Genomic DNA, 21,330 nt, shown 5'->3' with positions numbered 1-21,330 from the left:
CGCACATACAACAACGATAATCCGCCGTCACGCGGCCTACGGGTAGAGATCGACCTTCAGGTAGACGCTGTCACAGGCTTGGCCGTCGACGACATAAGTGGCGCTCTGCCGTCCGGTCTCGTGGAAACCGCATTTGGCGAGCAGGTGCAGGCAGGCCGTGTTTCTTGGGTCGACATCGGCGGTCAAGCAATTGAGGCCCAGATCCCGCGCGTAGTTGATGAATTGCAGCAGGGCTTCGCTCGCCAAGCCTCGCCCCCAATAGTCGCGGTCCAGGAAAAAGCCGATCTCCGGATGCCTCCACGCGCCGAGCTTTCCGATCACTCGCCCCTGATGCTCGAGGATGAATTCGTCGCTTTCGCCGGCCCGGTCGGCCTCGATCATCGAGGCGAGCCATTTTTCCGTTTCGGCCAGGGTCGAATGCGGCGGCGATGACCAGAACCGCATCGTCTCCGCATCGCTCATGATGGCATGAATTGCGTCGATGTCAGCGGATCGCACCCGTCGCATTCGAAGCCGGTCGGTGCGCAATTCTGTTACGCGCTGCGCGTCCATATCCGTCCCGGCCTGCCCAATCTCCCACCGCCTATTGGCGGACCCTAATGAGCGGCCTCGACTGCCGCTATGCCGCTTTTCTCAAGCTGCTTGTTGACCGTCTGCATCAGCCGATCGAGACCAGCCTGGTCCTTGGCTTCGGCGCGAGCCACCAGCACATCCTGGGTGTTCGATGCGCGCAGCAGCCACCAGCCGTCCGGCGTGTTGACGCGGACGCCGTCGGTCGCATTGACCTCAGCACCCTCGGCGGCAAGGCGCTCGGCGACCTCGCCGATCACGGCGAACTTGCGGCTTTCGTCGACCTGGAAACGAAGCTCGGGTGTCGCCACCGAAACCGGCATCTCACTCCGGAGGTCGGTCAGCGACTTGCCGCTGGCGGAGACAGCGCGGATCGTCCGGACAGCCGCATAGAGCGCGTCGTCGAACCCGTACCATTCATGCTTGAAGAAGATGTGCCCGCTCATTTCACCGGCGAGCGGGGCGTGCGTTTCCTTCATCTTCGACTTGATGAGGCTGTGACCGGTTTTCCACATCAGCGGCGAGCCGCCCATTTCGGCAATTCGCTCGAACAGGGTCTGGCTGGCCTTCACGTCGGCAATGATCGTGGCGCCTGGAAGTTCTTCGAGCACGGGAGCAGCAAGGATGATCAAAAGCTGGTCGCCCCAGATCACCCGTCCCTTGGCATCGACAGCGCCGATGCGGTCAGCGTCGCCGTCGAAGGCGAAGCCGAAATCGAGCCCCTTGTCGGCAACCAGCTTCTTGAGGTCGACGAGGTTCGCTTCGACCGTTGGGTCAGGATGATGATTGGGGAAATTGCCGTCGACATCGGTGTACAAGGTGTGATGCTCGCCGGGGAGCCGCTTGATCAGCCGCTCGACGATCGGACCAGCTGCGCCGTTCCCGGCATCCCAACCGATGCGGTAGGCCTTTCCGTCGAAGCCCTTCACCAGTGCGTCGACATAAGCGTCGGTGACGTCGGCTTCCTCGACACCGCCCTCACCTTCGCTCCAGTCGCCCTCGGCGGCGCGGCGGCCCAATTCCTGGATCTCCGCCCCGAATACCGAACGGCCGTTCAAAAGCATCTTGAAGCCGTTGTAGTCGGCCGGATTGTGGCTGCCGGTGACCTGGACGCCGCCCTGCACGTCCAGCGTCGCAACCGCGAAATAAAGCATCGGCGACGAGCCCATGCCGGTGCGGACGACATCAAGACCGCCCTCGGCAAGCCCGCGGACCAGCGCCGCCTCGAGGTCCGGCGAATGGGTTCGGCCGTCCCGCCCAACCGCAACGCGCTTCGCACCCTCGGACACCGCAAGTGCCGCGTAGCTGCGGCCAAGGGCATAGGCGTCTTCGGGATAGAGCGTGGATCCGACGATCCCGCGAACATCATATTCGCGCAAGATGGTGCGGTTGAACTGGTGCGACATTGAAATTCCTGTTGGCGGGTTGAATCAGCCCGCGGCAGCCGCCCTGGGCGCTTCGCCCATATCGTCTTGCCCGGGGACGGCAAGGCCCGCGATCATTTCGCGCAACTCCTGGCGGGCCGCAATGTGTCCAAGCCCGACGTCGCCCAGGTCCGAAAGGTCGAGCAGCGTAAGGCCCTTGGGGAAGAGTTCGCGGTAGATAACGCGCTCGCCGAGGCCCGGAATGACCCGATAGCCGACGCGGCGGGCGAGCTCGTCCAGCGCCGCGCCTACCCTCTGAAGGTTATGCGACTGGATATGCTGTAGGCGATTGCGGAGCACGACCCAGTCGACGCTCTTGCCTGTGACCTTGGCGCGCTGCGTTCGGCTGTTCCAGATTAGTTCGGCATAGAAGCTGGGCTTGGTGACCTTGAAGTTTTCCGGGTGGACCTGACCGATCAGGTCAAGGTCGACGAAGCTGTCGTTCATCGGCGTGACCAGCGTATCGGCCCTGAGGATCGCTGCGCGAGCGACCGGATCGTCGCGGCCGGGTGTATCGACAACGATTACCTCGGCATCGGTCGAAAGCCGTGCAATCGCCGCGTCGAGGCCGGCTTCGCTCTGATCCTCCAGCACCTCATAGGTGACCTGGGGCAATTCCTTGTCCAACCGGCGCATCGTAGCGTCGCGGTTTTCAAGGTAGCGGGTCATCGTCCGCTGCCGGTGGTCCAGGTCGAGAGCGCCGACTTTCCGGCCGCCGGCTGCTAGAGCGATTGCGGTGTGGACCGCGGTCGTCGACTTACCAGTGCCGCCCTTTTCATTGGCGAATACGATGAAATGCGGCTGGCCCATGGCCTGCTATTCCCCTTGTGATTTCCCACAACCGCGCCTTTATGTCGCGGCCCCGTACCCAGAGATACCGAAGGCCGGAATCGCATGCAAATCATTAGAAGGTTAAGCGATTTGCCCGCAGCCCTGGTTCCCTGGCGGGGGGCTGGCCAAAGGATTGCGCTGGTTCCGACCATGGGCGCCCTTCATGCCGGCCATCTGGCACTAATCGACGCGGCCAAGGCGGAGGCCGACTGGGTGGTGGCGTCAATCTTCGTCAATCCACTGCAGTTCGGGCCGACCGAGGATCTCGATCGCTACCCCCGCCAGGAAGCAGAAGATGCCGAGTTGCTGCAGGGTCGTGGCTGCGACCTGCTTTGGCTGCCGACCGCCGATCAGCTCTATCCGCCCGGATTCGCGACAACCGTCAGCGTTTCCGGGGTTAGCGAGCGGTGGGATGGCGCCGCCCGGCCCGGCCATTTCGCGGGAGTTGCGACCGTCGTCGCCAAGCTGTTCACTGCCGTCAGGCCCGACCTCGCCTTCTTCGGCGAAAAGGATTTTCAGCAGCTGGCAGTGATCCGGCGAATGGAAGCGGACCTCGGGCTCGGCATCAATGTGCGCGGCGTTGCGACCGTCCGCGACGCTGACGGCTTGGCCCTTTCATCACGCAACGCATATCTCACGCCCGACGAACGGTCGCGCGCTCTGGCGCTGCCGCAATCCCTGGAACATGCGAGGGAAGCGATTCTCGGCGGTGAGCCTGTCGAGGCGGCGCTGGATGATGCCAAACGGAATCTGACCGAAGCCGGATTTGGCCGGATCGATTATTTCGCGCTGGTCGATGCGGCGACCCTTGAACCGCTGGATTCACCAGCCGGTGAGATGCGCCTGATCGCGGCCGCTTTCATGGGAGCGACCCGCCTCATCGATAATATTCGTGTCATTTCGGCCACAGCAGAAAATTAAGGTCTCCACGCCGTTAACCATTTCTTTGCCCTTCGAGCGCGAATTTCAGCTCGATCGAAGGAACAGGGGATTTTCGTTATGGCGATCAGTCAGAAGAGTGCCGACTTCTTCCTCCGCAGCCGGATGGCGGATGCCGAGGCAGGTAGCGTCGAAGCGCTGTATGAACTTGGTGTCAGCTATTCGACGGGCCGCGGCGGAATTGCCGTTGACCTCATCGAAGCTCACAAATGGTTCAACCTCGCTGCCCTGTCGGGCGACACTCGCAGCCAGGCATGCCGGGCGGAAATCTCGATCGAGATGACCGCGCGCGAAATCGCCGAAGCGCAGCGCCAGGCTCGTGCATGGCTGGGTCATACCGGCCACCATCGCTACGCCGCGTAATCTGAGACCCGGCACGCAAGGTGCGCGCCGGATCCTAGACTTGGTGCTTATTTAACGACCACCGTCACGGCGCGGCGGTTCTGGGCCCAGGCTTCCTCGTTGGAGCCAACGGCAACCGGGCGTTCCTTGCCCCAGCTGATCGTCGTCAGCCGGCCTTCGGGAACGCCATTGGCAATCAGGAATTGCTTGGCGGCATTGGCCCGCCGCTCGCCCAGTGCAAGATTATACTCACGCGTGCCGCGTTCGTCGGCATGGCCTTCGATCGATCCACGAACAGACGGATTTGCGAGCATCCAACGCGCCTGTGCCGCCAGTGTGGCCTGGGCTTGGTTGTCGAGCGAGGATTCGTCCGTGCTGAAATAGACCGTGTCCGAACCCGCCTTGGCGATGAGGTCGGCCTGCATCGCCGGAAGTTCGATCAGGTCGACGCTGTCGTCGGTCGCGGTGCCCGGCGGGTTGGCCGACTGGTCGACTGCCGGCGGAATGTCCGCGGGAGGCGTCTTCTTGCCGCATGCGCCGAGCGCCAGCGCCAGGGCGGTCATGCCGATGAGGACAGACTTGTTCATTCCTTACTCCTTGAAATTCCCTGTTCGTTTTAATTGTTGAGGGGCGACCAGCTGGGGTCCGATCCGCCGACCGGAGTCGGCATGCGCCTTGGCTGGCCGCCATTGATGTTGACCGCATAGAGGGCGGCGTTGCCCGATCCCTGCGTGGTGCGATGGAACATGACGAACTGGCCATTGGGCGCCCAGCTGGGACCCTCGTCCTGCCAGGCATTGGTCAGCGTACGCTCCCCGCCGCCACTCGGGCTCATCACGCCGATTCGGAAGGCGCCGCCACCGATTCGCGTGAAGGCGATCAGGTCGCCGCGCGGGCTCCAGGCCGGCGAGGCATAGTTGCCGCCGCCGAAGCTGATCCGGCGCTGGTTCGATCCGTCATAGTTCATGACGTAGAGCTGCTGGCTGCCCGACCGGTCGCTTTCGAACACGATGCGGTTGCCGTCCGGCGAAAAGCTTGGCGACGTGTCCGCGCCCGGCGTCGCCGTCAGCCGGCGCGGTGTACCGCCGTTGGCGCCAACGACATAAATGTCGGTGTTGCCGCCAGCGGCCATCGAAAAGACGATCTGGCTGCCGTCCGGCGAGAAGCGCGGTGCGAAGGTGAAGGCGGTGCCCGGAACCAGCAGCCGTTCCGTGCCGGTCGCGACGTCCATCACATAGACGCGCGGACGCCGGCCCTGGTAGCTCATGTAGACAAGCTTGTCGCCGCGCGGGCTGAACCGCGGGGTCAGCACGGTCGCCTTGCCTTCGGTCAGGTAGCGATGGTTGGAGCCGTCGGAATCCATGATCGCGATGCGCTTTACGCGGGCGTTTTTCGGCCCCGTCTCGGAGACATAAACAACCTTGGTATCGAGGAAGGGCTGTTCGCCCGACAGACGCGAATAGACGAGGTCGGCGCATTTGTGTGCGGCGCTGCGCCAATTGTTGGCATTGACCGCAAAACCCTGGCGCACAAGCTCCCGACCCGCTGTGACGTCGTACAGGTAGCATGCGAGCGTCAAACGGCCCGTTCCGGCTCCTTCCACATAGCCGGCGACCAGCGCTGCGGCGCCGGCGCTTCGCCAGGTGGCGTAAACCGGGTTGGACGCTTCGGCATAGCTGTAGCCGGCAATTCCGCCCGGCCCGAGCGGCGTGAACAGGCCGGTCGTGCGCAGGTCGGACGAGATGATCTCAGCAATCTGCCTGCCCATCGCGGCATCGCCATTGGCGCTCGGCATTGCCGGGACGGCGATGGCCATCGGCGCCTGGATGCCGCCGACGACGTCGACTTCGAGCGGTCCGGAGTCCTGGGCCACGGCGGCACTCGCCATCGGCAGGGCAAGAAGGGCGGCGATGATCGGCTTCAACGGAAGACTCCTCACGGCAAATTGTAGTTCATGATGAAATCGGACCAGCCCCGACCACTCTCGGTCTCGTAGAGCTCGGGGGGCAATCCGACGAGCGGTGCGCAACCGACGAACGTGGCGACGGCGAGATCCTTGACCCGCTCCTCATAGCGAGCGTTTTCGTCATCGACCCCGGAAGTGCCGATAACCTGCGGCGGAGCGCGGAGGCGGCCGCTTCGGGTGAGTTGCAGGCGCATCCGCACCTTGATCCGGCTTGCACCTTCGCCCGGATTCACCTGCCGGTCGGCGCAGGGCTGGACCTGGCGGCGGATCGCCTGGACGATTCCGGCCATCGCCGAGGCGCTGACGGTCGCGGCGGCGGGCTTGGGCGCGGGGCCAGCACGCGGGGCGAGCTTGTCGTCGGAAATCCCTTTCAGGAAATCATCGCCGATCCGTGAGACGCGGGGCGTGGGCTTGGGAGGTGCGGTCCTCGGCGGCGCGGGCTTCACCACAGGTGATGGCTTTGGCGGCGCGGCCCTCGGCGGAACCGGCTTCACTACCGGTGCGGGTGTCGGTCGTGGCGTTGGGGGAGGCGGCGCCACTGCTTCGACCGGCTCGGCCTCGCCCATCTCGGGCGCCTGGCTCGGTGGTGGCGGGACGACGACCTGCTGCGGGGCGGCGGCGGTGAGGCCGACCTCCTCGACGAGTTCGACCTCCATTGCCGGCGGTTCGGGGGTCGAGTTTATATGCGCCAGGCTCATCGACATCGCACCGATCAGCGCGACGTGGAACAGCAGGGCTGCTCCCGTCCCGACCTTCTCGGCGCGGTCCATCCTCATTGGTCTTCGGGTCCCACGGAGACGAGGGCGACGCGATTGAGGCCGGCGCGATTGAGCTCGCCCATCACCCGCATGACGCGGCCATAGTCGAGCGTGCGGTCGGCGCGGAGGTAAATGCGGCGGCCCTCTTCGGGCTGAGGCTGAGCGGCGATTTCGGCGAGTTTACCGGGAAGCGCCGCCTCGGCTACCGGCGCATCATCGATGGTGATCGTGCCGTCGCGGTCGATCGCGACCTGGACCGGCTCGGCCTGCTGGTCCAGCGCTCCTGCCCGGCTTTCCGGCAGGTCGATCGGAACGCCGGCAACGAGTAGCGGCGCGGTGACCATGAAGATGATCAGCAGCACCAGCATGACGTCGACCAGCGGCGTTACGTTGATCTCCGCCATCGGCGCGCGGCGGCGGCCGTGGCGGGAGGAGGAGGGGAGGTTCGCCGCCATCAGTGACCCGTCGCCACCTCAACCTCCAGCTCGCGGCTGAGGGTCGCGTGGAAGCGGTCGGCGAAGCGGCTGAGCTTGGCTTCCAGCCGGTCGAGCCCGTGCGTCAGCCGGTTGTAGGCGATGACGGCGGGAATGGCCGCGAACAGGCCGATGGCGGTTGCGAACAGCGCTTCGGCGATGCCGGGGGCGACGACCGCGAGCGAGGTATTGTTGGCGCCGGCGATTGCGGTGAAGCTGCGCATGATGCCCCAGACGGTGCCGAACAGGCCGACAAAGGGCGCCACCGAACCGACCGTGGCGAGGATGTTGAGGCGGTCGCTCAAGCGATCGAGCTCGGTCGCGACTGCAGCGTTCATCCGGCTGGCGAGACGTTCGCGGGTTCCCGCTCGGTCGACCTGCTTGGTCTTTGTAGAACGGCGCCACTCGTCGAGCGCCGCGGACATGACGGCCGCGATCGGTAGCCGGTCCGTGCCGCGGTGGCTGTAGAAGGCGTCGATATCGTTGGTCGCCCAGAAATCGCTCTCGAACTTGTCGGTGCCGCGATTGATCTGCCGGAGGCGGATCGAGTGGGTGAAGATGATCGCCCATGTCCAGACGCTGGCCAGGAGCAGGCCGAGCATCACGGCTTTCACCACCACGTCAGCCTGCAGGAACAGGTTGAGCGGCGACATGAGATCGGCGGTAGCAGTCAGTTCAGGCATTAATCCTCGCTAATCGCATTGAATTTCTCGACCCATTCGCGCGGCTGGCGCTTCGGCCGGTCGCGGTGATCGAGGAAGGCTGCGGTGACGCGGGCATCGGCCAATAGTTCGGACCCCCGCATGACTCGCTGATGAATGACAACGCTGGCAGCCCGAACTAGCTGCACGGTACTTAGAACCAGCAAATCGTCGCCAAGCTTGGCCGGCCGGACATATTTGATGCCGACTTCGGCAACCGCATAGACGCCGGTTCCATCCTCCTTGGCAGCCCTTTGATCGATACCGGCGGCACGCAGCATGTCGGAGCGTGCCCGCTCCATGAACTTCAAATAATTGGCATAATAGACGATCCCCGCCGTGTCGGTGTCCTCGAAGAAGACCGTCAGCGCGAACCGATGCTGCTTGCCGACGAAACCGCCGCGGTAGGGTTGGTCATAGGGTGATGATTGCATCGCCTTCGCATTAACCAACCCCTGACTCGCGGGGCAAGTCTTGATGGTCAGAAAGTGGCGTCAGCGCGGCTGGCCGCTGGCGGATTTCGGCCCATTTAACGCGGAAACCTGCCGAATCAGGTCGCCCATCGGCGCATTCATGTCGGCGAGATGCATTCCCCAGCCGGGGATGAACATGCCCATTACCCCGACCTCGCCGCCGACGCGGTCGGTGCGCTTGTCGTTGGGGTCGGCGTTGGTGCGGATCGAAAGATAGCCGCGCGGCCCGTTGCTGACGCACTGGGCCGAAACCAACCCCTCGGTGCGAAGGAACGGAGTGGGCGGGGCACCTTCGGTCGACCAGCTGATGGGACCGCCAGGGACCGGCAAGGTCGAGCGGGCATTCCAGTAACTGTCTAGCTCTACCCAACCGCTCGCACCCGGCCGCGCCGGGTTGGTGCAGGCAACCGTCATCCCCGGCTTGTCGGCAACGCCGAAGATGGCGCCAGCAGGCGGGACATTCTTCTCACGGAAGCTGACCCAGGTCATGACACAGCCGGTCTGTCCAGCTTTCGAGCAGACCGGGGTTTGCTTGAGCGTTCCGCCGACCAGCTTGCCCTGCGGTACCAGCAGGTTGAAACCGGGGATGATCGCCAGCTTCATCCGGGCCGCTTCCGGCTTGCCCTCGATCTCGTTGGCGATCAGCTGCTGAAGCATCAGCGCGCCCTGGCTGTGGCCGAGGAGGACATAGGGCCGGCCCTTGTTATGCTTGGCCAGATATTCCTTCCAGGCCGAGCGGACGTCCGAATAGGCGAGGATTGCCGGCTTGGTGACGTCCGCGCCCGCGGCGGCGGCTGCCACCGCCCCCAGGGTCATTTGCCGATACACGGGTGCGAACATGCGGCAGGAGCCGGAAAAGCGGGCGAACTGGCTTTTGATCGCGGCCTTCTCTTCGCCGTCGCCGGGCGTCAGGTCGCTGTTCATGCCAGCGTCGCGGCTGACGGTCGGATAGACCACGAAGCAGTCGACGCTGGCATCCTTCGACACGACCGACTGCCCGGTCGAGCCATAGCCATTGGGGTTGAGTGCGGTCGTTCCGAGCGGGGTGGTGCAAATATCGGACCGGCCGGGAAGACAGAGCCAGCTGGCCGGCTTGGCATAATCGGGACCGGCAACGCCGGCCGTGGCCTGGGCGGCGAAGAGGGACGCAGCAACCAACAACGACATTATTTGCTCTCCGGATCGAACAGGCCGGACTGGCTGCCCGCCGGCGGGGTGAGGCCAAGATGCTGCCACCCGCGGCCGTTGAGACACCGTCCTCTTGCCGTCCGGGCGATGAGGCCAAGCTGAATGAGATAGGGTTCGACCACATCTTCCAGCGTGTCGCGAGGTTCGCTGAGGCCCGCCGCGAGCGTTTCGATCCCGACCGGGCCGCCGCCGTATAGGTCGGCAATCATCGTCAGGTAGCGCCGGTCCATGGCGTCGAGCCCGAGCCTGTCGATCTCCAGCCGCGTCAGCGCCCGGTCAGCGACACCGGCGTCGATCGCATCGTCGCCCGCCGCATGGGCGAAATCGCGGACCCGGCGAAGCAGCCGGCCGGCGATGCGCGGCGTGCCCCGGCTACGGCGGGCAATCTCATGCTCGCCTTCGCTGGTGGTCGGCGCGCCGAGCAGGCGAGCGCCGCGGCTGACGACCTTTTCCAGTTCCTCGACCGTGTAGAAGTTGAGCCGGACCGGAATTCCGAAGCGGTCGCGGAGCGGGGTCGTGAGCAGGCCCTGCCGGGTGGTCGCGCCGATCAGGGTGAAGCGCGGAAGGTCGATCCGCACCGAGCGGGCCGACGGGCCTTCACCGATCATCAGGTCGAGGGCGCGGTCCTCCATCGCCGGGTAGAGCACTTCCTCGACGGCCGGATTGAGCCGGTGGATCTCGTCGATGAACAGGACGTCGCCGTCTTCGAGGTTCGTGAGGAGGGCGGCGAGATCGCCGGACTTGGCGATCACCGGTCCGGACGTGGCGCGGAAGCCGACACCCATTTCACGTGCGAGGATCCCGGCCAATGTGGTTTTGCCGAGGCCCGGAGGACCGAAGAACAGCACATGGTCCAGCGCTTCGCCGCGCGACCGGGCGGCATTGACGAAGATGCGGAGGTTCTCGCGGGCCGCCTGCTGGCCGACGAACTCGTCGAGGCTTTTCGGCCGAAGCGCAGCGTCCGCGTCCTCGGACGTCCGTTCAGGAGTGGTGATGCGGGCGGGGTCTGTGGCGCTCATAACTTCACTAAAGTCTCAAAAGTCTCAAGGTGAGGCGCCATTTTGTGCGACGTTAGTGACGTTATGGCCAATCGGGCAGCGCCGCGCCGCGCGCATGAATATGATTGACTGTCCCCGCCGGTCATGGCGCCCATGTTGCACATTTGTTCGGCGGTAGGACAGTGGATTTCGCGCCGTCTTTTGCTAGCCTCCCCTCACAAAGGGAGGCGGGAACATGGAAATCGATCGGCGGACGATGATGGCGGGAAGCGCGGCACTGCTGGCCAGCGCGCCCGGGTTGGCCAAGGCCAAGGCAAAGGCCGGTTGGTACGACCAGGCGATCGTGATCGACGCGCTGGGCGGCGTTGGCGATCCCTATTCGCCGGAGGATCAGCTGCGGCTCGGCGATCGCGCCTGGTCGGAGATGGTGGAAACGGGCGTCACCTTGCTCCGCGATACCGTCATGCCGGTCGGCAATTTGGCGGACAGTTGGGGCGACTATCAGAAGGATGTCGCGCTCAAGCAGAACATCCTCAACGCCAACCCGGACCGGCTGGTCCTGGTACGAACCGCCGCCGACATCTTGAAAGCCAAGCGCGAGAAGAAATTCGCGGTGCTTCTGGGCACTCAGGACACGGCCATGGTCGGGCCGGAACTCGACCGGCTGGCGCAGATGAAGAAGGACGGCGTGATGACCGTCCAGCTGACCTACAACAACCGCAACCTGGCGGGCGACGGCGCGCTGGAGCCGGCCAATGCCGGACTTTCGAAGCTGGGCCGCGCCACGATCGAGCGGATCGAGGCTGAGAAGCTGTTGCTGGACCTAAGCCATGGCGGCGCGAAGACGATGGCCGAGGCGGCGGCCTTCGGTAAGCGACCGATGGTGATCAGCCATACCGGGTCGCGCGCATTGACCGAGCATCCGCGAAATACGGCCGACGAGACGATCAAGGCGGTGGCCGACAAGGGCGGCGTGGTCGGCGTCTATTTCATGCCCTTTTTGACGCTCGACAGCCATCCCAAGGGCGAGGATTTGCTGCGTCATGTCGATCATATCGCGAATGTCGCGGGCGAAGATCATATCGGCATCGGCACCGACAATGGCGTCCTTCCGACAACCTTGGACGAAGAAACCAAGCGCAAGATGAAGGAATGGCAGGAGCAGCGGATCAAGGCCGGGATCGCCGCGCCGGGCGAGGCCGTCGGCGTCTATCCGCTGATTGAGGACTATAACAGCGTCGACCGCTATCGCCGCTTCGTCCGCGACCTCGAGAAGCGCGGCTGGAGCCAGTCGCGGCTGGAGAAGCTGATGGGCGGCAATTTCCTGCGCGTCTACAAGGAGGCGTGGGGCGGGTAGTAGCCGTTGGCGTCATTGCGAGGAGCGTAGCGACGCGGCAATCTAGGCTGGATTGCTTCGCTGCGCTCGCAATGACGGGCTAACCCAATGTTTCCTCAGCGAGCCGCCTTCTTGAGGGCCAGTCGAACCAGCGCATCGAGGGTCGCGTCCGCGCCTAGCTCTTCGTTGGCGGCCGCGACCGCGGCGCTTGCTTCTGCCGGCTTGAAGCCGAGGTTGGCGAGGGCGGAGAGGGCGTCGGCGGCCGCTCCGCCGCGCGGGGCCGAGGCGCCGATCGTTCCAGCAAGCGCCGGCGAACCGAGCTTTCCTGCTAGCTCGTTGACGATGCGCTGGGCAAGCTTCGGCCCGACGCCGTTGGCGCGCGCGACCATGGCCTTGTCGCCGCTGCTGACAGCTGCCGCCAGTTCGCCGGGATCGAGGACGGAAAGGATCGCCAGGGCGACGCGGCCTCCGACCCCTTGCACGCTGGTCAGTTGGCGAAAGGCTTCGCGCTCGCCCGTCGATCCAAAGCCGAACAGGGTCCAGCCGTCTTCGCGCACCTGGAGTTCGGTCAGGATGGTGACGTCGCCTCCGACCGGGCCAAGGGCGTCCAGTGTGCGGGCGCTGGCCTGCACCAGATAGCCGACGCCATTAACGTCGAGGATCGCGCTGTCGGCGGTGGTTTCGGCAAGTTTCCCGACAAGGCGTGCGATCATTGTCACAGGGTCTAGGCCAAATCATTATCTGTGCAAGGGACTGGCTTGCCGTGTTTCACCTGCCCGGCCATGAACGGTGCGATGGGGGATCAAGACATTTCGGCGCGTCAGGCGCGAATCTGGTTCTGGGGTCTATTCGCATTGGCGGTTGCCTTGCGAGTTTGGACGTTCCGGCCCTTTGCCGTTCATCACCCTGACGAGGTCTACCAATATCTGGAGCAGGCACATCGCCTAATCACGGGCAATGGTGTCGTTCCCTGGGAATATCGCCTGGGGATGCGCAGCTGGTTGCCGCCACTATTGTTGAGCTTGCCGATGCGGCTGGGCGATGCGATCGCCCCCCAAAGCCTGCTTTCAGTGGCTCTAGCCAGGGGCTTTGTTGCGATCATTGCATTGGCGCCCATCTTCGCGGCCTTTGCGATCGGATCCCGAATTTCGCGTCTCCATGGGTTGGTCGCGGCTGCCGTGATGGCCATCTGGTTCGAAAACATATATTTCTCCGGCCATATCCTGATGGAAGTCATGGCGGTTGCCCTCTTCCTTCCTGCTGTGGCGCTTATCAAACCCGGGGTCTCGCGCCGCACCCTGTTTATCGGTGGCGCCTTGTTGGCCTTGGCCGGCCTGCTTCGCTTTCATTACGCTCCGGTACTGGGCCTTTTCGCTGCGATCACGCTTGGCAAGCGTTGGCGTGACTGGGTACCGCTGATCGCCGGCGGACTGGTCGTAATGGCAATCTCCGCCTTGGTCGACGTGGGCATGGGCCAGGCCCCGTTCGGCTGGATCCTGGTCAATTTTCAAGAGAATGTAATCAAGGGAGGTGCCAACCGCTTCGGCGTTTCGGGCCCGCTCGCATATTTCCAGATGCTGTTTTTGCGCTGGGGCCCGGCCGCACCTTTGCTGCTTGCGTTGCCCGTATTGGTGGCGCGCCGCTTTCCCGGCCTTTTTTGGGCGGCGATCGCTAACTTCCTTATTCACATGGCCATTGGTCACAAGGAATATCGCTTCGTCTGGCTAACGACGCAGACGCTATTGCTATTGTCTGCCTTGGCTTCCGTCGACGTGATGACCGACGCGCTGCGGCGATGGGACGCTGGGCAAAAACAGCGGCGTGCAGCAATGCTGATGCTCGTTGCCGGTTGGGCGGTCTTGTCCGCCGCGCTGTCAACTTATGACCGCATTTGGCCCAACTGGAACCGCTTCGGCGCCCGTACGGCGGCGGTCGCGGATGCCGGGCGAGTGCGCGGTCTTTGCGGCGTCGCGATCCACGATTTTGACTATTGGAGCGCTGCCTATGCCTATTTGAAGCGGGACGTCCCCCTTTATTTTCCGTGGCGGCGGGGTTCGGCAGACAGTTTCAAGGTGCTGGCGGCCAATGCGCCAGCTTACAATGTTATCGTCGCATTTGAAGATTCCCGCCGAAACATGCCAACCGGCTATCGCCCCGTCCGGTGCGAAAATGACGGCAACGAGCGGATCTGTGTCTATCGCCGCGATGGCGGGTGCGAGCCTGACGGGGCTGAATCCGAGCTACTGCAAACGGTAATCGCCCGTAATCACCTTTAGGCTCAATGCGGCTCGCTGCCGGGTGTCGGACCGCCGGGAGCTCTTCGCGCACTGGCTAGATGATGCGCATGAGTGATCGCGACTGCCAGAGCGTCGGCGGAGTCCGGGCCGGCGATCTTTGCGCCAGGCAGCAATCGCTGCACCATCGCATGGACCTGAGCCTTCTCAGCGCTTCCGGTTCCGACCACCGCTTTCTTGACCAGCCGGGCCGCATATTCGCCGACGTCGAGTCCGGCGCGGGCGGCGATCATCAGCGCGACGCCGCGGGCTTGGCTGAGCTTCAGGGTCGATTGCGGGTTCTTGTTGAGGAATATCTCTTCGACCGCCGCCGATCGCGGCGCATGGTCCGCGATTACCGCTTCAATCATGGTTGCGAGGTGGGCGAGGCGCTTCGGTAGCTCCTCGCTGGCATCGGTCTTGAGCTGGCCGTTCGCGATATGGCTCAGGCGATTGCCTTCGGCGGAAATGACGCCCCAGCCGGTCGTGCCGAGGCCGGGGTCCAGACCGAGAATGATCACTTCTTCCCCTCCCCCTCGGGGGAGGGGTTGGGGTGGGGCCAACGGTCGGGAAGTGCCATGAGCTGGTCGAGGATGGAGGCCAAGACGCCCTCAATATTTTTCCCAACTTCGGCGTTTGAAAACCTTAATGTCGCAAAGCCTTGGTAGGCATGCATTTCATCCCGAGCCAGGTCCTTGCCGACACTGTGCGTGTCTCCATCGACTTCGACGATCAAGCCCTTCGCAGGGCAAAAAAAGTCGGCAATGCAATTCCCAATGACATGCTGTCTGCGGAACTTGAAACCCCCCAGTTGCGATCGGCTTAGGTGACGCCATAACTTTGCTTCGAACGGCGTGGTGCCGTTACGCAAGCGCTTCGCCCGTTCAAGCAAGTAGGCCTGTTGTCCCAGCGTAGTTCCCCACCCCTGCCCCTCCCCTCAAGGGGAGGGGAATCAAGCCAGCTTCTCCAGTTCCTCGTCGGGAACGTCGTAATTGCCCCAGACAGTCTGGACGTCGTCGTCGTCCTCCAGCTGGTCGATCAGCTTCATCAGCTTTTCCGCGTCGCCGCCGGTGACCGTGGTTTCGTTCTGCGGCTTCCAGCCGAGCTTCACCGCTTCGGCTTCGCCGAGCGAACCCTCGAGCGCCTTGGCTACCTCATGAAGCGCATCGATCGAGGTCCAGATCTCATGGCCTTCCTCGTCGCTCTGGACGTCGTCGGCACCTGCGTCGATCGCCGCTTCAAGCACCTTGTCGCCGTCACCGGCGGCCGCGCCATATTCAATCAGGCCCATCCGGTCGAAACCGTGGCTTACCGATCCTGACGCGCCAAGGTTGCCGCCATTCTTCGAGAAGATGGTGCGGACATTGGTCGCGGTGCGGTTGCGATTGTCGCTCAGGGCTTCGACGATGATGGAGACGCCGCCGGGTCCGAAGCCTTCGTAGCGGATCTCCTCATAATTATCGCCTTCGCCCTTGACGGCCTTGTCGATCGACCGCTGGATATTGTCCTTGGGCATCGACTGGGCCTTGGCGGCGAGGACCGCCGCGCGCAGGCGCGGGTTCATGTCGGGGTCGGGCAGGCCCATCTTCGCCGCGACGGTGATTTCGCGGCTGAGCTTCGAAAACATCGCAGAGCGCTTCTTATCCTGCGCGCCCTTGCGGTGCATGATGTTCTTGAATTTTGAATGGCCTGCCATTTGAACCCCGAATGATCCCGTTTAACGCCCTTTAGTGCAGACCGAGCGCGTTGCGATAGGTCTCCAGCAGCGCGTCGGCTTCGTCGCGGGCGTGCTTTTCCATTCGGCGCAAACCGACGATCTTGCGCATCGTCTTGGTGTCATAGCCGTTGGCCTTGGCCTCCGCATAGACGTCCTTGACGTCGTCGGCGATGCCCTTCTTCTCTTCCTCAAGCCGCTCGATACGCTCGATGAAAAGCCGCAGCTGATCGGCTGCGACATTGCCTTCACTCATTTGAACTCGCCCTTTCGAATCTCATGAAATCGTCAAATCCGTGCGGTTCCCTAGGCAAAGGCTCGGCGCGCCTCAAGCCGGTTGAACGTAGCGTTCGAACCGCTATGGCGATGTGGGGCGAATAGGAGACAGGTGGACGATGCTGAGACCGCGTGAGCGCAAGGTAAAGATTCTGGCCACGCTGGGTCCCGCCTCATCAAGCCCCGAAATGATCCGAGCACTGATGGAGGCAGGGGCCGACGCCTTCCGTATCAACATGAGCCACGGCAGCCAGGCCGAGAAGGCGAAGCTGGTCGATGCGATCCGATCGCTCGAAAAGGCCAAGCATCGGCCGACGACCATCCTGTTCGACCTGCAGGGCCCAAAGCTTCGGGTCGGCAAATTCAAGAATGGGTCGGCCGAACTCGTCAACGGCCATATGTTCATACTCGACCGGAAGAAGGATTTGGGCGACGCGACGCGGGTCGAACTGCCCCACCCCGAGCTGTTCGAGGCGGTCAAGAAGGACACGCGCCTCCTGATCGACGATGGCAAGGTGCGCCTGAGGGTCGTTGGCGTCGAAAAGGACCAGATCGCCGCGGTGGTCGAGGTCGGCGGGAAAGTCAGCAACAACAAGGGCGTCAACGTCCCTGACGTGCTGGTGCCGATCCCGGCACTGACCAAGAAGGATCGGGAGGATCTGAAGTTCGCCCTCGAGCAGGGCGCCGACTTCATCGCCCTGTCGTTCGTCCAGCGACCGGAAGACGTTGCCGAGGCGCGCGAGCTGGTCGGGGATTCCGCGGCGCTCCTGGCCAAGATCGAGAAGCCCCAGGCGATCGACCGGCTGGGCGAGATATTGGAGCTGGCCGACGCGGTGATGGTCGCGCGCGGCGACCTTGGCGTTGAGCTTCCGCCAGAGGGAGTGCCTCCGCTCCAGAACAAGATCGTCGCCGCCGCGCGACAGGCCGGAAAGCCGGTGGTGGTCGCGACGCAGATGCTGGAATCGATGATCGTGTCGCCGACGCCGACGCGGGCCGAGGTCAGCGACGTCGCCAATGCCATCTATGAAGGCGCGGATGCGGTTATGCTGTCGGCGGAAAGCGCCGCGGGGGCCTTTCCAGTCGAGGCCGTGGCAATGATGGACAAGATCGGCCGAAGCGTCGAAGCCGATCCGGTCTATTCGGCGCGCATCCATTTCACGGAAACGCCGGCCGAAGCGACTACCGCCGACGCGCTGTCGGAAAGCGCCGCGCAGATCGTCAAGATTATCGATGCCAGGGCAATGGCCTGTTACACCGCTTCGGGATCGACCGCGCGCCGGATTGCCCGCGAACGCGCGCAGGTCCCGACCTTGGCGATGACGGCAAGCATGAAGGTCGCCCGCCGGCTGGGCCTGCAGTGGGGCGTGCACGCAGTTCACACCCGCGACGTGAATAATTTCGAGGAGATGGTCGGCAAGGCGAAGCGGATGGTCCTGCGCCATCATCTGGCGAATGCAGGCGATAGCGTACTGATCATGGCGGGCGTTCCGTTCAAGACATCGGGGTCGACCAATGTCATCCACGTTGTGAAGATCGTCGGAGACGAGCTGGAGACCTATTCCGCCGAGGGTTGAGTCCGGGCAAGCAATGCGGGCACCTCGCCCGAGATTTCGCGGGCGAAGAAACCTATCGGGCCGATCTTCTTCGCCAGCGACGCTCCCGCCTCGCCGTGCAGCCAGACGGACCACAGCAGCGCTTCGAGTGGTGCTGCTCCGCGCGCCAGCAGGCCTCCGAGGATTCCCGCGAGTGTATCGCCAGACCCGGAAACGCCGAGTCCGGGCCCACCGCCGGGGTATTTCCAGGAGTCTCCGGCCGGCGTGACGACATGGCTTTCCGGTCCCTTCACAAGGACGAGTGCTTCATAGCGCCGGGCCGCTTCCTGGCCGCAACGCAAAGGTTCGGCCTCGACCTCCTCAACACTGCAGTCGATCAATGAGGCCATCTCGCCGCTGTGGGGCAGAAGAATGGGGGGTATGCGAGCGGCGCGGGCATGATCGGCGGCCGGGGCCAGCCCGTGGAGCAATGCCGCGTCCAGGGCCAGCGGACGGCCGGTAGCGCATAGTGCGGCGGCAAGGCTGGTAGCGACATTGGTCGGGCTCATCCCTGGGCCGGCAACCACTGCATCATATTCCTTGGCCATCTCCGCCAAGGTAGGAACCGCCGAATGGGCGAACCCGCCGTCCCGGTTCTCCGAAACCGAAACGACGCGGCTCTCGGGAACGCCGACGGCCAGCAGCGGCGCAACGCTGCCAACGGTCGCAATGGTGATCTTGCCGGTGCCTGCCCGCAACGCGGAATTGGCGCAGATGCTGGCTGCCCCCGCAATCTCCCGCGTTCCGGCAATCACCAACAGCTTGCCTCGGCTATTCTTATCCTCCTCTTCGACCGGTGGCAGGGGGTGACGCCGAAGTTCGTCGAGGTCGAGCGGCGTACAATGGCTCATCGCGACCCGGCCATAGCGTCGGGTTCGGCGGTTTGCGGCGTACCTTCGGCTTCCATGGGGGCGCCGACATTCCACAAGTCGAGCTTAGGCGAGCAGAGGCCGTTTTCGTCGAACGAGAAATCATAGGCGCAGATGCCGCAATTGAGGATCTCTGCCTGCTTGTCGATCGCCAGAATCTGACCTTCGCTGAGCTCGTCCAATATGTAGCGCATGCACAGCACGACGACCTGGTGGCAGACCACCAGCACGCGATGGTCGGCATAATGAAGGTTGATGGTGTTCATCACCGACCGAAGGCGAAGGATGACGTCGGCCCAGCTCTCGCCGCCCGGCGGACGATGATAGAATTTGCCCATCTTGGTGCGATGGGCCGCTTCGGTCGGGAACTGCTCCCGGATCCCCCGGGTCGTAAGCCCGTCGAAAATGCCGAACTCGCGCTCGCGAAGCCGTTCGTCGATGATGGTCGGTTTTGCACCACCGGCCAGCCCGCCTGCATTGCAGATTGCCTCCGCGGTCTGGCGCGCCCGGATATATGGAGAGGAGAGCAATATTTCGGGCCGCTCGTCTTCGGGCAGGGCTGCAAACCAGCGGCCGGCCGCCTCCGCCTGCTGATGACCAAGATCGCTCAAGGGTACGTCGACATCTCGGATGTCGAGTTCAATGACGCTATGGCCCGCTTCATTGGCTGCATCCCGGGCGACATTGCCTTGGCTCTGCCCATGCCGAACCAGCCACAGCCGTTCCGGCCAAGTTCGTCCGTGCCGCATCCTTTTCTCCTTAACCCGCGGATGAAAGCGCGAAGGGGCAGGATGGTTCAGTTTTCAGCCGATTCGGGGCCCGGATCCGGGCGTTTAATGGCCCAGAATCTCTGCTGCGAATATATAGTTAGCCTTTATCAATAACTTAGCCAAAGGTTCATTGACTTTGGTAAAGGAAAAGTAAATCTTCGCCGATTGGCCCATCGCGTAGCAGAGGGGGTCAAGCAGTTGGTTTCACCGCGAGGGGGTGCGACGTGACTACGATCGAATCAAACCAATCCAATCGAAAATATATGGCAACCGGCGCGGCGATTATCGCCGTCGCAGTAGCAGCGTATGGGCTCGGCCGGATCTATCCGCCGCTGGGTCCGACCGAGGGCACAATCGCCCCGGCAGACCGCTACGTATCGTCTCAAGTCGGCGAGGGTGACGTAACACTCGGGGATACGTCCATTCCGAAGCTGATGCAGACGGATGCGTTCGAGGTGATGACCAAGAATCCGAATTTCCGGACCTTGGCCAGCCACCCGGGCTTTGCGGCGCTTGCCGCAAATCCGCAGGCGATGTCGGCGATTGCGGCCAATCCGAATGCCTTTACCGGTCTGGCCAAGGATCCTGCAGCCTTCATGGCAACCGTGAATGCGGCGCAGGCGGTTTCGGCGGCGGCGGCTAGCGCCAACGCCGGCCAGGCCCAGGCCTTTGCGGCGATGTCCAATAATCCGGCCGCCTTCGCGGCGTTCGGACGGCATCCGCAGGCGTTCGCGGCGATTGCGCGTAATCCGGCGGCCTTCGCCGGTTTCGCCAAGAACCCGAGTGCGTTCTCGGCTGCGGCACGCAATCCGTCGGCCATGGCTGCGATGTCTCGCGACGCCAGCGCATTCGAGGCGTTGTCGCGTGATGCCAGCGCCATGTCGGCAATCACCCGCGAAGCCAGTGCATTCGATGCGATCGCCAAGAACGCCGACGCGTTCAGCGGCCTGGCCAAGAATGCGGACGCATTGTCGCTGTCGGCAAAGGCCGCCAGCGCCTTTTCGGCAAACCTTGGACAGGCCAATGCCATGAATGGGCAGGTTGCGGCGGCAATGTCGCAGCATGCCAGCGCATTCAATGCGATGTCCCTGCAGCCGAAAGTGCTGGAGGCGATCTCGTCTAATCCGAGCGCCTTTGCGGCTTTGGGACGGCATCCGCAGGCCTTCGCGGCGATTGCGCGCAACCCGGCGGCCTTCGCCGGTTTCGCCAAGAACCCGAGTGCGTTCTCGGCGGCCGCGCGCAATCCGTCGGCCATGGCTGCGATGTCCCGCGACGCCAGCGCGTTCGAGGCATTGTCGCGTGATGCCAGCGCGATGTCGGCGCTGTCGCGTGACGCAAGCGCATTCAGCGCGATTGCCAAGAACGCCGATGCGTTCAGCGCGCTCGCGGCCAATGCCAAGGCCTTCAACGCTGCGGCAAACGTCAATGCATTGAATGCCATGTCGGCCAATGCGGCGGCGTGGAAGGCGATGTCGGCGAATGCCAATGCGTTGGCCTCGGCGGTCAACGCGGCCCAGGCGTTCAATGCTGCGTCGGCTGCGGCAAGCCTGTCGGCCAGGGGCCAGTTCAACGCCCGCGCGATGCAGGCGATGTCGGCCAATCCGGCGGCCGTTGCGGCGATGTCGGCGCAACCGGCAGCTTGGGCGGCGATCGCCAACAATGCGCAGGCGCTTCAGGCACTGTCCGCCAATGCCAACGCGTTCAACGCACTGAAGAGCATGAGCGCCTTCCATGCACTGGCCGCCAATCCGTCGTTTGCGGCAGCGATGGGGGACGCCAGGTTCGCAGCAAGCCTATCGAACCAATAGGGGTGCCGGGCCCTAGCGGCCCGAAAGGG

General features: G+C 63.7%; 24 protein-coding genes. 6 read left to right on the top strand and 18 right to left on the bottom strand.

Translation table 11 applies throughout. From position 1 onward, the window contains the following. Positions 1–36: 36 nt before the first annotated feature. The 3 genes from LZ496_RS06895 to LZ496_RS06885 form a co-directional block, all read right to left on the bottom strand. Positions 37–507, bottom strand: coding sequence for a GNAT family N-acetyltransferase (locus LZ496_RS06895; protein WP_283937978.1), 471 nt, complete (start codon positions 505–507; stop codon positions 37–39). Positions 508–596: 89 nt separating this feature from the next. Then, positions 597–1,976: a phosphoglucomutase/phosphomannomutase PgmG gene (pgmG, locus tag LZ496_RS06890; protein ID WP_249903913.1), complete on the bottom strand. Its 1,380-nt coding sequence runs from the start codon at positions 1,974–1,976 to the stop codon at positions 597–599. 24 nt (positions 1,977–2,000) lie between these two features. Continuing rightward, entirely contained in the window at positions 2,001–2,804 is an 804-nt protein-coding gene (locus tag LZ496_RS06885; RefSeq protein ID WP_249903912.1) for a division plane positioning ATPase MipZ, read from the bottom strand. Positions 2,805–2,888: 84 nt separating this feature from the next. Here LZ496_RS06885 and panC point away from each other — a divergent pair, with 84 nt between their 5' ends. Together panC and LZ496_RS06875 are read left to right on the top strand one after the other, a co-directional pair. Next, entirely contained in the window at positions 2,889–3,746 is an 858-nt protein-coding gene (panC, locus tag LZ496_RS06880) for a pantoate--beta-alanine ligase (protein ID WP_249903911.1), read from the top strand. Between the two features lie 78 nt (positions 3,747–3,824). After that, positions 3,825–4,127, top strand: a complete 303-nt coding sequence (locus tag LZ496_RS06875) for an SEL1-like repeat protein (RefSeq protein WP_249903910.1) — start codon at positions 3,825–3,827, stop codon at positions 4,125–4,127. A gap of 47 nt (positions 4,128–4,174) precedes the next feature. Here LZ496_RS06875 and pal read toward each other — a convergent pair whose 3' ends face one another. Genes pal through ruvB form a run of 8 tightly spaced genes read right to left on the bottom strand, consistent with a single transcriptional unit; the run spans position 4,175 to position 10,684 of the window. Beyond that, the gene (gene pal / locus LZ496_RS06870; RefSeq protein WP_249903909.1) at positions 4,175–4,693 is read right to left on the bottom strand and encodes a peptidoglycan-associated lipoprotein Pal; all 519 of its coding nucleotides are present in this window, start codon (positions 4,691–4,693) and stop codon (positions 4,175–4,177) included. Between the two features lie 29 nt (positions 4,694–4,722). Then, complete coding sequence (gene tolB / locus LZ496_RS06865) at positions 4,723–5,994, bottom strand: Tol-Pal system beta propeller repeat protein TolB (RefSeq protein ID WP_283938009.1); 1,272 nt, start codon at positions 5,992–5,994, stop codon at positions 4,723–4,725. Between the two features lie 47 nt (positions 5,995–6,041). Further along, positions 6,042–6,848, bottom strand: a complete 807-nt coding sequence (locus tag LZ496_RS06860) for a cell envelope biogenesis protein TolA (protein WP_249904958.1) — start codon at positions 6,846–6,848, stop codon at positions 6,042–6,044. Further along, entirely contained in the window at positions 6,845–7,285 is a 441-nt protein-coding gene (tolR, locus tag LZ496_RS06855; RefSeq protein WP_249903908.1) for a protein TolR, read from the bottom strand. The genes LZ496_RS06860 and tolR overlap by 4 nt, the downstream gene beginning before the upstream one ends. Next, positions 7,285–7,986 carry a protein TolQ gene (tolQ, locus tag LZ496_RS06850; protein ID WP_249903907.1) on the bottom strand — a complete coding sequence of 234 codons (702 nt, stop codon included), beginning with the start codon at positions 7,984–7,986 and terminating at the stop codon, positions 7,285–7,287. Before tolQ ends, tolR begins: the two co-directional genes overlap by 1 nt. Beyond that, a complete protein-coding gene (locus LZ496_RS06845; protein ID WP_249903906.1) occupies positions 7,986–8,438 on the bottom strand; it encodes a YbgC/FadM family acyl-CoA thioesterase in 453 nt (150 codons plus the stop codon). Before LZ496_RS06845 ends, tolQ begins: the two co-directional genes overlap by 1 nt. 60 nt (positions 8,439–8,498) lie before the next feature. Next, on the bottom strand, positions 8,499–9,644 hold the full coding sequence (locus LZ496_RS06840; RefSeq protein WP_249903905.1) for a DUF3089 domain-containing protein: 1,146 nt from the start codon (positions 9,642–9,644) through the stop codon (positions 8,499–8,501). Then, positions 9,644–10,684, bottom strand: coding sequence for a Holliday junction branch migration DNA helicase RuvB (gene ruvB / locus LZ496_RS06835; RefSeq protein ID WP_249903904.1), 1,041 nt, complete (start codon positions 10,682–10,684; stop codon positions 9,644–9,646). The genes LZ496_RS06840 and ruvB overlap by 1 nt, the downstream gene beginning before the upstream one ends. Before the next feature lie 214 nt (positions 10,685–10,898). Here ruvB and LZ496_RS06830 point away from each other — a divergent pair, with 214 nt between their 5' ends. Further along, complete coding sequence (locus LZ496_RS06830; RefSeq protein ID WP_249903903.1) at positions 10,899–12,020, top strand: dipeptidase; 1,122 nt, start codon at positions 10,899–10,901, stop codon at positions 12,018–12,020. A gap of 95 nt (positions 12,021–12,115) precedes the next feature. Here LZ496_RS06830 and ruvA read toward each other — a convergent pair whose 3' ends face one another. After that, positions 12,116–12,712, bottom strand: a complete 597-nt coding sequence (gene ruvA / locus LZ496_RS06825; protein ID WP_249903902.1) for a Holliday junction branch migration protein RuvA — start codon at positions 12,710–12,712, stop codon at positions 12,116–12,118. A gap of 81 nt (positions 12,713–12,793) precedes the next feature. Between ruvA and LZ496_RS06820 the strand changes: the two genes are divergently transcribed. Beyond that, positions 12,794–14,275 carry a glycosyltransferase family protein gene (locus LZ496_RS06820; RefSeq protein WP_249903901.1) on the top strand — a complete coding sequence of 494 codons (1,482 nt, stop codon included), beginning with the start codon at positions 12,794–12,796 and terminating at the stop codon, positions 14,273–14,275. Between the two features lie 2 nt (positions 14,276–14,277). Here LZ496_RS06820 and ruvC read toward each other — a convergent pair whose 3' ends face one another. The 4 genes from ruvC to LZ496_RS06800 form a co-directional block, all read right to left on the bottom strand. Beyond that, positions 14,278–14,793 (bottom strand): crossover junction endodeoxyribonuclease RuvC, encoded by a 516-nt coding sequence (ruvC, locus tag LZ496_RS06815; RefSeq protein WP_249903900.1) that lies wholly within the window; start codon positions 14,791–14,793, stop codon positions 14,278–14,280. Then, the gene (locus LZ496_RS06810; protein ID WP_249903899.1) at positions 14,790–15,143 is read right to left on the bottom strand and encodes an endonuclease domain-containing protein; all 354 of its coding nucleotides are present in this window, start codon (positions 15,141–15,143) and stop codon (positions 14,790–14,792) included. Before LZ496_RS06810 ends, ruvC begins: the two co-directional genes overlap by 4 nt. Positions 15,144–15,224: 81 nt before the next feature. Then, positions 15,225–15,968 (bottom strand): YebC/PmpR family DNA-binding transcriptional regulator, encoded by a 744-nt coding sequence (locus tag LZ496_RS06805; protein ID WP_249903898.1) that lies wholly within the window; start codon positions 15,966–15,968, stop codon positions 15,225–15,227. 31 nt (positions 15,969–15,999) lie between these two features. Further along, positions 16,000–16,242 carry a DUF2312 domain-containing protein gene (locus tag LZ496_RS06800; protein WP_249903897.1) on the bottom strand — a complete coding sequence of 81 codons (243 nt, stop codon included), beginning with the start codon at positions 16,240–16,242 and terminating at the stop codon, positions 16,000–16,002. Between the two features lie 139 nt (positions 16,243–16,381). On the opposite strand from LZ496_RS06800, the gene pyk reads away from it, so the two are divergent. Then, positions 16,382–17,836, top strand: a complete 1,455-nt coding sequence (gene pyk / locus LZ496_RS06795) for a pyruvate kinase (protein ID WP_249903896.1) — start codon at positions 16,382–16,384, stop codon at positions 17,834–17,836. Here the strand turns inward: pyk and LZ496_RS06790 are convergent. Together LZ496_RS06790 and LZ496_RS06785 are read right to left on the bottom strand one after the other, a co-directional pair. Beyond that, positions 17,818–18,705 carry an NAD(P)H-hydrate dehydratase gene (locus LZ496_RS06790; RefSeq protein WP_249903895.1) on the bottom strand — a complete coding sequence of 296 codons (888 nt, stop codon included), beginning with the start codon at positions 18,703–18,705 and terminating at the stop codon, positions 17,818–17,820. The genes pyk and LZ496_RS06790 overlap by 19 nt on opposite strands. Further along, the gene (locus tag LZ496_RS06785; protein ID WP_249903894.1) at positions 18,702–19,472 is read right to left on the bottom strand and encodes a histidine phosphatase family protein; all 771 of its coding nucleotides are present in this window, start codon (positions 19,470–19,472) and stop codon (positions 18,702–18,704) included. The genes LZ496_RS06790 and LZ496_RS06785 overlap by 4 nt, the downstream gene beginning before the upstream one ends. A 245-nt stretch (positions 19,473–19,717) precedes the next feature. Here LZ496_RS06785 and LZ496_RS06780 point away from each other — a divergent pair, with 245 nt between their 5' ends. After that, entirely contained in the window at positions 19,718–21,301 is a 1,584-nt protein-coding gene (locus tag LZ496_RS06780; protein WP_249903893.1) for a hypothetical protein, read from the top strand. The last annotated feature ends 29 nt before the right edge of the window (positions 21,302–21,330 follow it).

The organism is Sphingomonas caseinilytica (assembly GCF_023516455.1).
GTDB lineage: Bacteria > Pseudomonadota > Alphaproteobacteria > Sphingomonadales > Sphingomonadaceae > Sphingomicrobium > Sphingomicrobium caseinilyticum.
Note: the sequence above shows the minus strand (reverse complement) of the source record. Positions and strands in the feature narration are given on the sequence as shown.

Excerpts from the sequence above, each read along its gene's own strand:
- LZ496_RS06895 (WP_283937978.1), bottom strand. The coding sequence starts at position 507 with ATGCGACGGGTGCGATCCGCTGACATCGACGCAATTCATGCCATCATG.
- pgmG (WP_249903913.1), bottom strand. The coding sequence starts at position 1,976 with ATGTCGCACCAGTTCAACCGCACCATCTTGCGCGAATATGATGTTCGC.
- LZ496_RS06885 (WP_249903912.1), bottom strand. The coding sequence starts at position 2,804 with ATGGGCCAGCCGCATTTCATCGTATTCGCCAATGAAAAGGGCGGCACT.
- panC (WP_249903911.1), top strand. The coding sequence starts at position 2,889 with ATGCAAATCATTAGAAGGTTAAGCGATTTGCCCGCAGCCCTGGTTCCC.
- LZ496_RS06875 (WP_249903910.1), top strand. The coding sequence starts at position 3,825 with ATGGCGATCAGTCAGAAGAGTGCCGACTTCTTCCTCCGCAGCCGGATG.
- pal (WP_249903909.1), bottom strand. The coding sequence starts at position 4,693 with ATGAACAAGTCTGTCCTCATCGGCATGACCGCCCTGGCGCTGGCGCTC.
- tolB (WP_283938009.1), bottom strand. The coding sequence starts at position 5,994 with ATGGCGAGTGCCGCCGTGGCCCAGGACTCCGGACCGCTCGAAGTCGAC.
- LZ496_RS06860 (WP_249904958.1), bottom strand. The coding sequence starts at position 6,848 with ATGAGGATGGACCGCGCCGAGAAGGTCGGGACGGGAGCAGCCCTGCTG.
- tolR (WP_249903908.1), bottom strand. The coding sequence starts at position 7,285 with ATGGCGGCGAACCTCCCCTCCTCCTCCCGCCACGGCCGCCGCCGCGCG.
- tolQ (WP_249903907.1), bottom strand. The coding sequence starts at position 7,986 with ATGCCTGAACTGACTGCTACCGCCGATCTCATGTCGCCGCTCAACCTG.
- LZ496_RS06845 (WP_249903906.1), bottom strand. The coding sequence starts at position 8,438 with ATGCAATCATCACCCTATGACCAACCCTACCGCGGCGGTTTCGTCGGC.
- LZ496_RS06840 (WP_249903905.1), bottom strand. The coding sequence starts at position 9,644 with ATGTCGTTGTTGGTTGCTGCGTCCCTCTTCGCCGCCCAGGCCACGGCC.
- ruvB (WP_249903904.1), bottom strand. The coding sequence starts at position 10,684 with ATGAGCGCCACAGACCCCGCCCGCATCACCACTCCTGAACGGACGTCC.
- LZ496_RS06830 (WP_249903903.1), top strand. The coding sequence starts at position 10,899 with ATGGAAATCGATCGGCGGACGATGATGGCGGGAAGCGCGGCACTGCTG.
- ruvA (WP_249903902.1), bottom strand. The coding sequence starts at position 12,712 with ATGATCGCACGCCTTGTCGGGAAACTTGCCGAAACCACCGCCGACAGC.
- LZ496_RS06820 (WP_249903901.1), top strand. The coding sequence starts at position 12,794 with ATGGGGGATCAAGACATTTCGGCGCGTCAGGCGCGAATCTGGTTCTGG.
- LZ496_RS06805 (WP_249903898.1), bottom strand. The coding sequence starts at position 15,968 with ATGGCAGGCCATTCAAAATTCAAGAACATCATGCACCGCAAGGGCGCG.
- LZ496_RS06800 (WP_249903897.1), bottom strand. The coding sequence starts at position 16,242 with ATGAGTGAAGGCAATGTCGCAGCCGATCAGCTGCGGCTTTTCATCGAG.
- pyk (WP_249903896.1), top strand. The coding sequence starts at position 16,382 with ATGCTGAGACCGCGTGAGCGCAAGGTAAAGATTCTGGCCACGCTGGGT.
- LZ496_RS06790 (WP_249903895.1), bottom strand. The coding sequence starts at position 18,705 with ATGAGCCATTGTACGCCGCTCGACCTCGACGAACTTCGGCGTCACCCC.
- LZ496_RS06785 (WP_249903894.1), bottom strand. The coding sequence starts at position 19,472 with ATGCGGCACGGACGAACTTGGCCGGAACGGCTGTGGCTGGTTCGGCAT.